The following is a 9,711-nucleotide window of genomic DNA, read 5'->3' as shown; positions in this document are numbered from 1 at the left end:
TAAACACCTGGTTGAAAGTCGTAAAGATCAATGCTTAATGAGTTTTGGCCATCGTTTGTGATGGTTTTCATTGTTGTTCCCAATGAGCCAATCACCTCAATCTCTGCAAAACCGGAAATTCCGGTGATCCAGATGGTTCCGTCTGTCGGGTTGGGATAAATACTGATTCCTGTAGTGAGTCCTTCAGTAGTTCCGGTTGATGAAAGGTTCATCATTTTTATTGCCGAAAGTCCTTCGCCGGTGAAATGGCCGGTTTGTGGCAATTGCGGGTTGTATTCCACTTCTACATCAAACACTTCGCCGGTTTGCGGGCGGAAGAGGCGGTAGCTCATCAACTCTGATTCATCGAAACCGTCTTTATTTCCGGTCAACGGATCATCAGCATAAGCGGTTATGAGTGCATTTTGGGAAATGTCTGCAATTTCTGTTACACCAAAACAAACTCCCTGTGCTGAAAACACTCCCAATACATCGCCAGGTTGGATGTGTTTCATCCCTTCAGCCTCTATGGCAATCAGGTGCGAAGAAGGCGTAATGCCGACTTTATTCCAGGGATGATCCGGATGGTTGACCTTGGGATAATAGCCTGTCCATGCATCTTTGGAATTTGCGGGGAATGTGATCGATCCCGGTGATCCCAACATGGCATAATAAGACAGACCCGGGAGCAGATCACCCAGTGTATTGATGCTCATTGCCGGCCAGTAAACACCCACTCCGGCCACATCTTTTGCAATGGTCAGGCTGGTTCCGGAAAACATTGTGACAACATTTACAGGTGTGTTGACTATGACCGGTACAAGGTTCCAGCCTGTATTTAATCCAAACACTTTATTTGTTTCTTCATTGCCAATTATTGACAAGACCGCTGGGGCGCCCATCTTTACTTTATAAGCCGACTGACTGAGCCAGTCATAGATGGTATTGATTGGTCCGGCGGGATAATACACGCCGGTCATCGTCTGGGCAATGATAAAATCGGGCAATAGCGGATCAAACACATCTTCAATGGCATAGTTGGCCGGCATGATATAACTGGAAAGTCCCTGCCAGCCTGCATTCAGCGATACTGAATGAGTTGGGTAGGATACCTGCGTAACCGTAACATTTACTGAGGGTGAACCTCCGGTAGCTGTGACATTGATGGTTCCAACCCTGGTGCTTCCGGTAGCATTTTCGCCGTAATTCACTGTTAATGTCCCATTTCCGGTTCCACTCATTGGAGTAACACTTAACCAGGGTACACTCTCGCTCACAGCCCACCCGGTGTTGGAGTTAAGGCTGAAAGTGGTTGATCCTGCGGTTGCAGCAACATCGCGGTTAGCCGGTGTAACGGTAAGAGTTGCTCCGGCGCCAGCCTGGTTAACGGTTACAACGACGCTTGGTAATCCCGGTGATGAAACGGTGATCTGACCTGAGCGTGGATTCACTGAAGTGTTTTGGTTGTAACTCACAACCAGAGCGTTATTCCCGGTACCACTCATCGGAAGTACGCTAAACCAAAGTACGGTTTCACTTACTGTCCAGGTAGTGTTGGATGTTACATTGAAACTCGTTGAACCAAGGGAAGCTCCTACACTCTGAGATGGGGGTGCTACTGCCAGGGTGGCTCCGGCCTGGTTAATTGTAACAACGACATTTGGGACATCGGGGGCAGAAAGTGTAATAATCCCTGAACGGGGTGTCGGTGAACTATTCTGTGTGTAATTGACCGTGATGGTGGCGTTATTACTACCCGCCATAGGGGTAACACTTGCCCATGAAATCGATTCAGAAATTGTCCAGTCAACATTTGAAGTGATGTCAAACGTAGTGCTTCCTGCAGGTGGGGTGACATTGAGAGTTAAAGGCGAGGCAGAAAGTTGCGGTTCGAACCAGTCAACACGGCTGAAGGGGTCAACCTCGTAGGAAGAACCTGCAAAACCACCGGAGTAATCGTAGAAAGTGATTCGACCCTGGTTTACCCACTTTGTAACGTTGCTGGCTCCGCCCCAGGTGTTTGCCGGGAATATAGCCCCGTTACATGAGAGTTCCTGGTCATTTTGCACACTCAGCAGGGTTTGTCCTGCAGCGCCGTTTCTAAAAGTACAATAATTAAATGCGTTTGCCGGGTCAACCAAAGCGCCGTTGGTAATGTTGACACCATTGGTACCCATGTATTCGAAAATCCCATATTGAGCGTCCATGCTCCCGCCACTTTGAACATCGAAAGAATAGTAGCCTGATGATATCCTTGAAATGCCGGCTTCGGCGCCCAGGCTTCCTATCACGCTCAACGTTCCTCCATTATTAACGGAAAGCGTTTTTCCGGAGCCCATTAAAAGGTGACTATTATTGTTTAGTACAAATGACCCACCCGAATTAACATTTACATTTCCACCTGCTGATACATCAACTTCGATTACATTAAGCGTACCTGCATCAACTGTCAAATTATTGTTGATTAATATATCTGATGTGATATTGACAGTATTGGCTCTGGTTCCTTCCGTTACCTTCCCGTCTCTTTCTATCACCGGCTCCATTTTCAAGCCATCTCCGCCAGCCTTGTTGATCAGGACATTGTGGAAATTCCCTGCACTCATATTGATTCCGGCATCTGTTCCGCCATAAAGCTCAACCGTGCCGCCTGAAGGTGTAAAATTCAGGTTGTGAACCGACATGTTCCCGGTGGTTCGTATAATTCCAGCAGTAATATTTTCGGTAAAAGAATAGGTTGGTGAATTGTAAACAAGAATTCCCACGTCTTTAAAATCGAGAACACCACCGGTCATAAACACCGTGGCATCCCCCACCCATGACCAATAGCTGGCAGAATTTCCACCAAAAATATTCAGTTCTGCACCACTGCCTGTAATCACTGTACCATTAATGTCAACATATTGGCCAGCGTCCTGGTAGAGGTTCATGACACCTGAGTAGATGGCAAAAGTTCCGAAAAGGCCGCTATCAACCAGATCATAAGCTGTAAAGTTCCCGGGTGAAATCCATACTCCTCCGCTTGTCCAGTCGTAACTCTGGCAGGTGATGTTATGGCCGGATACATTGTAAAGCAATTCTACCGGTTTATTCACTTCAAGAGTATAAAAATCTTCGGTAGAACAAAACTGTGGTGTAGCGCCGTTGAAAATTACACGGCTGTTGGTTTCAGCAAAGGCAGCGGGGCCAACATTATTGAGCCAGTCGCCGGCGATTTGAATGGTTTTGTTGTTGGAGTTCAAGACGCCATTGTTTATGTCCAGGTTTCCTTTGATGGTCAGGTCGTCGTACACCAAAATACTACCGGATGGCTTGTCAACAACCATGTTATACAGGTAATTGCCATTGATGACCTGTATGTAGTGGCCTGTATTTCCTGTCACAAACTCCACCGTACCATTGTTCAGTTCAAATGTTCCGGGGTAAACTGCGTACAATGTTCTCCCAAAACGCAGGGTTCCGCCGGAGATCTCATTCACAAAAGTTGATTCTATAGTTATCCCCCTGTAAGGAAACTCAAGCACTGAACCTTCATTCATGGTAAGCTTTCCACTAAGGTTAGTAGTGTATGTAATAACATCGTAATTACAGGTAAACGTTCCGTTGCTCAAATATAACCAGCCAGTTGAAGGAAAAGTGATTTCACCTGAAACAGTTGCTATTGAACCAAACGTTATTAATAATGAGCCCTCTAAATCAAGTGTACCGGTGTTGATAAAATCAGCGTATTGAAAATTAAGTCCAGCACCAGTTTCAATAATTGAATTTCCGTCAACGATCAGATCAGTACTGCTGTTGGTAAACCACCATGTTGCACCTGTTTCGATAGTTAAATCACCTTTAACCCTGATCGGGTAAAAGGCTTTGCCGGAATTGTCACTTAGAATCTTTGAATAAGGCACACCTACAAGATTTCCAAATTCGGCATCGTCATCTGTTGGATAGAACACATTATAGATATAAGCAGTATTTCCTATCCCGAGTTTTGCATTGGTACCCTCGTTGAATCGCCAATCATAAGCATGAAAAGTACCAGCCGTTACATTATCTTCCGAACCTGATTGCCAGTTAATCGTACCTGACGTAAGATCATTTGCAGCATCTATCATTGCAAGCGTCCCATAAATATCGGTGGTTCCGGTTACCTCACAGGTATATGAACCCAAACTAAATGTTCCGGCCTCAATGGTTAAGTTCCCGGTAATCGTGAAATCAGAACCGAGGGTTGTGGTATTGGATTTTCCGCCGTCGGAAAGCAGTTCGCCACTGCGCTCATCATGAACAGGCCCGCCTGTTGAATTGTACCCGCCATCCTTAGCGGTTTTATTAATCTCAACATCATGTAAAGTACTGCCATTGGATTGAGTGATAAAATAATCGTTGCTTCCATAAAACTCAAATGTTCCGGCTGATGGAGTAAAATTAGGATCGCTGCCAGTAAATCCATACGGGGTACGAATGGTTCCTCCGGTAATATTATAAGTTGCAGAATTATAGCCGGATGGCATGTATAAACCACAAGTTTTGATATCAATAACTCCTCCCGACATTGTCAAGTTAGCACTGTTTGAATACGGCCACCAGGCTGAACTGCCTGAAAAATTCATCGTGCCGCCGTAATTATAAATCTGTCCCACCAGATCAACCCATGTGCCTGAACCCGAATTGGTCAGGTTGATGGTTCCGCCCGGATTTACCCAGAATCCGCCATAAAGGCCGTTTTGAGCCAGATCAAGAGCGGTAAAGGCGCCTGCAATGATATCTATGCCACCGCTTGTCCAGTCGTATTGGTTGCAGGTAACGGTATAGGCAGCATTATTGATTCGCAATGCGGCACCCATGTTGGCTTCGAGAATATTAAATGTTTCTGAGGAATAGATATACTGATGGCCTGAACCATTGAAGATCACCCGGCTCGTGCCTTCGGTAAATCCTGCATCACCAACTGTATTAGACCAATCGCCTCCGATTGAAACGGTGTTCGCACCCGGGTTGAAATATCCCTGGTCTATTGTAAGATTTTTGGCCACCGTGATGCTGCTTTGCGCAGTCGTTCCCGTGGATGAACTGAACCGCACATTGTTGAACAGGCCCGTTCCGGCACCGTAGTGGTTAATCTGTTGTGATACTCCATCAAAAATAAACCAGCCGGTGTTTGAAACACCGGTAAAATCATAATTACCATTGTTTAATAAACTTCCCTTAAGGATTACATCCTGGCTTGTAGAAATACCAAAGTTACAAGATGGCTGGTTATAAATGGAGCCATTTATGGTCAATGGTTGGGTAGAAAGTTCACTAATCCTGAGCCAGTTAGTTCCCGATTTATAATTCCCGATATGGTAAAAACTGGAGTTGGTGCTGTACTGCCTGATCCAACTCGAGCTGCTACCGGTAAAGTCAACAAATCCATTGGCCAGGTTGGCATTGGCGCCTTCATTAAAGTTCCAGTTCCCATGTACCCAGAATACAGCATTAGCCGTGAAACCTGCTGTTGAACCATTATGCCAGGCCACATTGCCTTTTACCCGCAATACTCCGCTACCATTGTTCATATTGAGGGCGCCATGGATATCGAGGTTGTTTTCCACTGTGAGTTCAAAACCGCCAATGGTCAGCGAAGCACCGGAATTAACAGTAATACTTTTACAGTTGCCGTTAGCGCTCTGAACATTAGGCTGGTGAGGTGTACCGGAAGGAATCACCACATCAATGGCAGCGTCGGGAATGATATTTGCGCTCCAGTTTCCCTGAACATTCCAGTCGGTGCTGACCAGGCCTTTCCATGTACCCGGAGTTTCCAGATAGTCCACATAAAATGCATGGTTACTTGGACTGGTATCTTCATCATCCAGCAGGAAGTAATAAGTAGTACCTGCTGTCATCGGAAGGTTTCCATGAGATCCTGGACTATAAATATCATCAATGCACTCCCAGTCAGCGGAAGAACAGGAGCCTGATTTCCACATATAATCTACCCAACTTCCTCCAGTTGTTACCTGAATTTTGTAGTTACCGGTGTAAGGAGGCACAAAACTGTAAATTTCTTCTGTTCCGGGGCAAGGATAGTTGCATGGAGTAACTGTGGAAGTAAACCAGGCGCCATTGCCACCGCCTAAATATGTTTGCGGATATCCCGACCCTACGCCTCCTATGGAAGTTATATTCAGGCATGGATTCAGAAAAACATAGAACGACTGCGGGGAAAGGATTGTATTCTCATCATCCAGTAAAAGATAGTAGGTAGTACCGGCAGTCCAGTTCATATTACCGTAAGTACCGGAATAATAAACATCATCTATACATTCCCACGCGGTAGATCCGCAAGAATTTGCTTTCCAGAAATAATCGATGTAACCGGCGCCCCCTTCAGTCACCTCGATGCTGTATATTCCGGTTCGGGGTGCAACAAAGCTGTAAACACCTTCCATCCCGTAACAATTGTATCCGCAAAAATCTGACGTCCATGCGCCGTTTCCGCTTTTTGAGAAGGTTTTGGTATTTGCCGAACCTCCGCCGGCAAGAGAAACGACGTTTGAACAAGGATTTAAGAAGACATAAAAAGTATGCGTCGATAAGGAGGTACCTTCGGCGTCGAGCAGAATGTAATAGGTTGTGCCCGCTGTCCAGCTCATCGAACCCTTGGTAGTAGGTGAATAAACCCAACCAATACAATTCCATCCGGAGGAGGAACATGAACTGGTTTTCCAGAAGTAATCAACAAAAGTGCTGTTGGTAGCGGTGACCTCAATGCTGTAAATCCCGGTGTATGGCGCCACAAAACTGTAAACCTGCTCATTGCCGTTGCAGTCAAAACCACAAACATCAGTCACCCATGCCCCTTCCCCACTTTTTGAAAAAGTTTTAGCATTGGCTGAACCGCCATCTCCCAGAGAAATGATGTCAGAGCATGGATTTCCATAACCGGTGAGGGTAATAACACGCGGACTGCTGATGTTGTCGGCATTGTGAGGAATATTCAAGGATGCGGTTTTCTTACCGGAGGAAGTTGGAGTAAATCTTACTGTAAATGTTCCCGATTCTCCGGGTGCAAGGTAAAGTGAAGTAGCGCCGATAATTGAAAACTGGCTGGCATTGGTTCCGGAGATTGTCGCAGTACCTGCTTCAAGATTCATATAATTTGGTCGCGTACCTGTGTTGGTAACCGTGATGTTATAATTTAAGTAGGACCCAATGTTCACCGTACCAAAGTTATAGGATGAAGAAGGCGATGTTGACATGGCCACGCTGGCGCCTCCATTCCACAGCCAGTATTGCAGGTTGTTATTTGAATAGGAAACCCCGAATTTTCCCCACATATTATAGTAGGTATTGTAATCGCAATTATCCCATGGATCGAGATGACAGGTACCGTAAAGCTGGCCTCGGATCCTTCCGTCCGGATCAACTACGCCTCCACCGGAACTTCCTCCGGATTCCTGGCCATGGGTCACTTTCGTGTAATGAAAGTTGGACGTGCTGAATCCCGTGCATGTCCAACTGGGTGAAGTTTTGTTCTGCATCCTGTGATATTTCATTAATGTGCCTCCGGGATGGTGTACCGAGTGCATCACAGTATTGTTTGAAACACTGCCTATATCCCATCCCATGTAATAATTGCCTCCCTTCTCTTTCAACAGAACCAGGGTGAAATCCGTCTGGTTATTGGTAGCAATCAGGTTAGAACCATTGACAATGATATGGTTGGGATTTACTACCCCACTGTTACAAGAGGTGGACCAATAGTAAAATCTTGCCTCCAAACCGGCTGCAGAAGTTTGAGTATCGAAACAGTGATTGGCTGTGAGTAAGAAAGGTTGCAAGTCAATGGCGCGTATATCGTTAAGTTGCGTACCGGAGCATAAGCCATATTTATTTAGCGTTGGAAAGTAAAGCCTTGCAGTTGCTCTCCGAAATCCGTCAATGTGGGCAAAACTATTGGCGTCAGAGCAGTTGGCATCAAGATAACAGGCTCTTGAGATATCTTCTGGAATGTAACGATTGTCAACATGGATGATCTTGGAAATGGTAAAACGCACATTATCCTCAATCAACCCAAGATTGATCACTACCTGCAGATAGAGGTAATCGGCAAATGTGGTGGTCGTGTAAAAGCCGTATTCATCCAGTTGGCCAAACAGCTCCCGCTGATGAAAGGCATATTCGTCCTGACTGAAAATATTCACCTCTGTGCCGTATGGAAAATTTCCTTCGGCGAAAAAGATGCGGATCTCGTCGGCTTTCTTCGACCTGAAATAAGTGGTAAACACAAGTAAATCTTCGCTGATGCGCGACAACCGGCCGCCGGATACCGTGATTTCACCCTGCACGGGAATGGCAATCTCCTCCAGGCTAAACCTGACCGAAAGGGGAAAATCCCTAATCACTCCCACTATCGGAGGTTCATCAGATTCCTCAATGATCTGACGTTCCTCGTTGGTCAAAGTATCAAGCACATGCATTTCATTTTCGGTAAGCGCTGTGCGTGTTGGATAATACTCCGGCTCCTCCGGAGTTATGTATCTAAATTGTCCAAAATACTCCTCAGGATCAGCCATTTGGGAGTAAAGCGATGGTGCTGAAATGAAAAACACCAATACCAATGCGAAGAGAGAAAGTAAGCTACGTTTCATAATTAATAAATTTTTGGTTAATAAAAATGTATTCAAAGTTTACTAAGTAGTCGATCTTAGAAAATTCTAAACTGCGAATTAACCGGCAACAACCTCCGGAGAGGGTTCTTCATGATCACAAATTCGTAGAGATTTCAAAAGTAAACCAATTTTAAAATGTGTGCAAGACTTATTAAAAGAAAATTTATGTTATTTTTTCACAAAAAGATAATGTCCCACCTGCCATTCGTTGCCACCATTGAGTTTGAAGGTTTCGGAGCAGGCCATAAAAAATATCCTCCAATAGCTCCAAAACCTTCTTGCTTCATCCCCGTAGATATCTCCGAACAATGGATAGATCAGTTTTTTGTTGTCATCCATCTTCCTCAGCCAGGCTTCAAGTGTTTTTGAATAATGCCTGCCGTTGACCACCCAATGACCACCAATTTGGAAGCCATTGGCGAAATAAAAGAGCAAATGGTTGGAAGGCATCATGCCACCCGTAAAAAAGTATTTCGCCATCCAGTCCCTATCACTATGTATTTCAAACTTGTAAGCAAATTTCTTGTGGTTAAAAATGTGCACGAAGAGTTTACCGTCATCGTTTAACCACGAATGGATGCGCTGAAATAGCAATTCGTAGTTCCGGACATGTTCAAACATCTCCACCGAAACCACCCGGTCATATTTCTCTTTTGGGTCGAAATCGTTGATATCGGCTGTGATCACCCTGACGTTTTTCAGTTGAAGCTCCCGTGCACGATGCTCGATAAAAAGGCGCTGTGAGCGGGAGTTGGAGACGGCAGTGAAATGAGCCCCGGGAAATTTCAAAGCAGCATAGAGGGTGAATGACCCCCAGCCACAGCCAAGATCAAGGATCCTTTGTCCATCCTCAATCCCTGCCCGACTGATCGTGAGGTCAAGCATCTTAATTTCTGATTCTTCCAGCGTGTTGACTCCTTGCGGCCAAAGCCCACAGCTATACTTCATCCATGGCCCCAAAACCAACCTGAAAAATTCAGCCGGCACTTCGTAATGCTGCTCGTTGGCTTCCTGCGTCCCAATGGCAATGGGGCTTTGTTTTAACTCTTCAATCAGCAGGTTCATTTTCTCCTGTTGA

General features: G+C 45.4%; 2 protein-coding genes. Both read right to left on the bottom strand.

What is annotated here, in order from left to right; all coding sequences use genetic code 11:
• On the bottom strand, positions 1 to 8,612 hold an 8,612-nt coding region (locus IH598_08145), incomplete at its 3' end, for a choice-of-anchor D domain-containing protein (protein MBE0638475.1).
• A 189-nt stretch (positions 8,613 to 8,801) separates the two neighbouring features.
• Positions 8,802 to 9,698: a class I SAM-dependent methyltransferase gene (locus IH598_08140; protein ID MBE0638474.1), complete on the bottom strand. Its 897-nt coding sequence runs from the start codon at positions 9,696 to 9,698 to the stop codon at positions 8,802 to 8,804.
• Positions 9,699 to 9,711 lie beyond the last annotated feature (13 nt).

This window comes from Bacteroidales bacterium, assembly GCA_014860585.1.
Taxonomy (GTDB): domain Bacteria; phylum Bacteroidota; class Bacteroidia; order Bacteroidales; family 4484-276; genus RZYY01.
This window is presented reverse-complemented; position numbering and strand designations above follow the sequence as displayed.

Excerpts from the sequence above, each read along its gene's own strand:
- IH598_08140 (MBE0638474.1), bottom strand. The coding sequence starts at position 9,698 with ATGAACCTGCTGATTGAAGAGTTAAAACAAAGCCCCATTGCCATTGGG.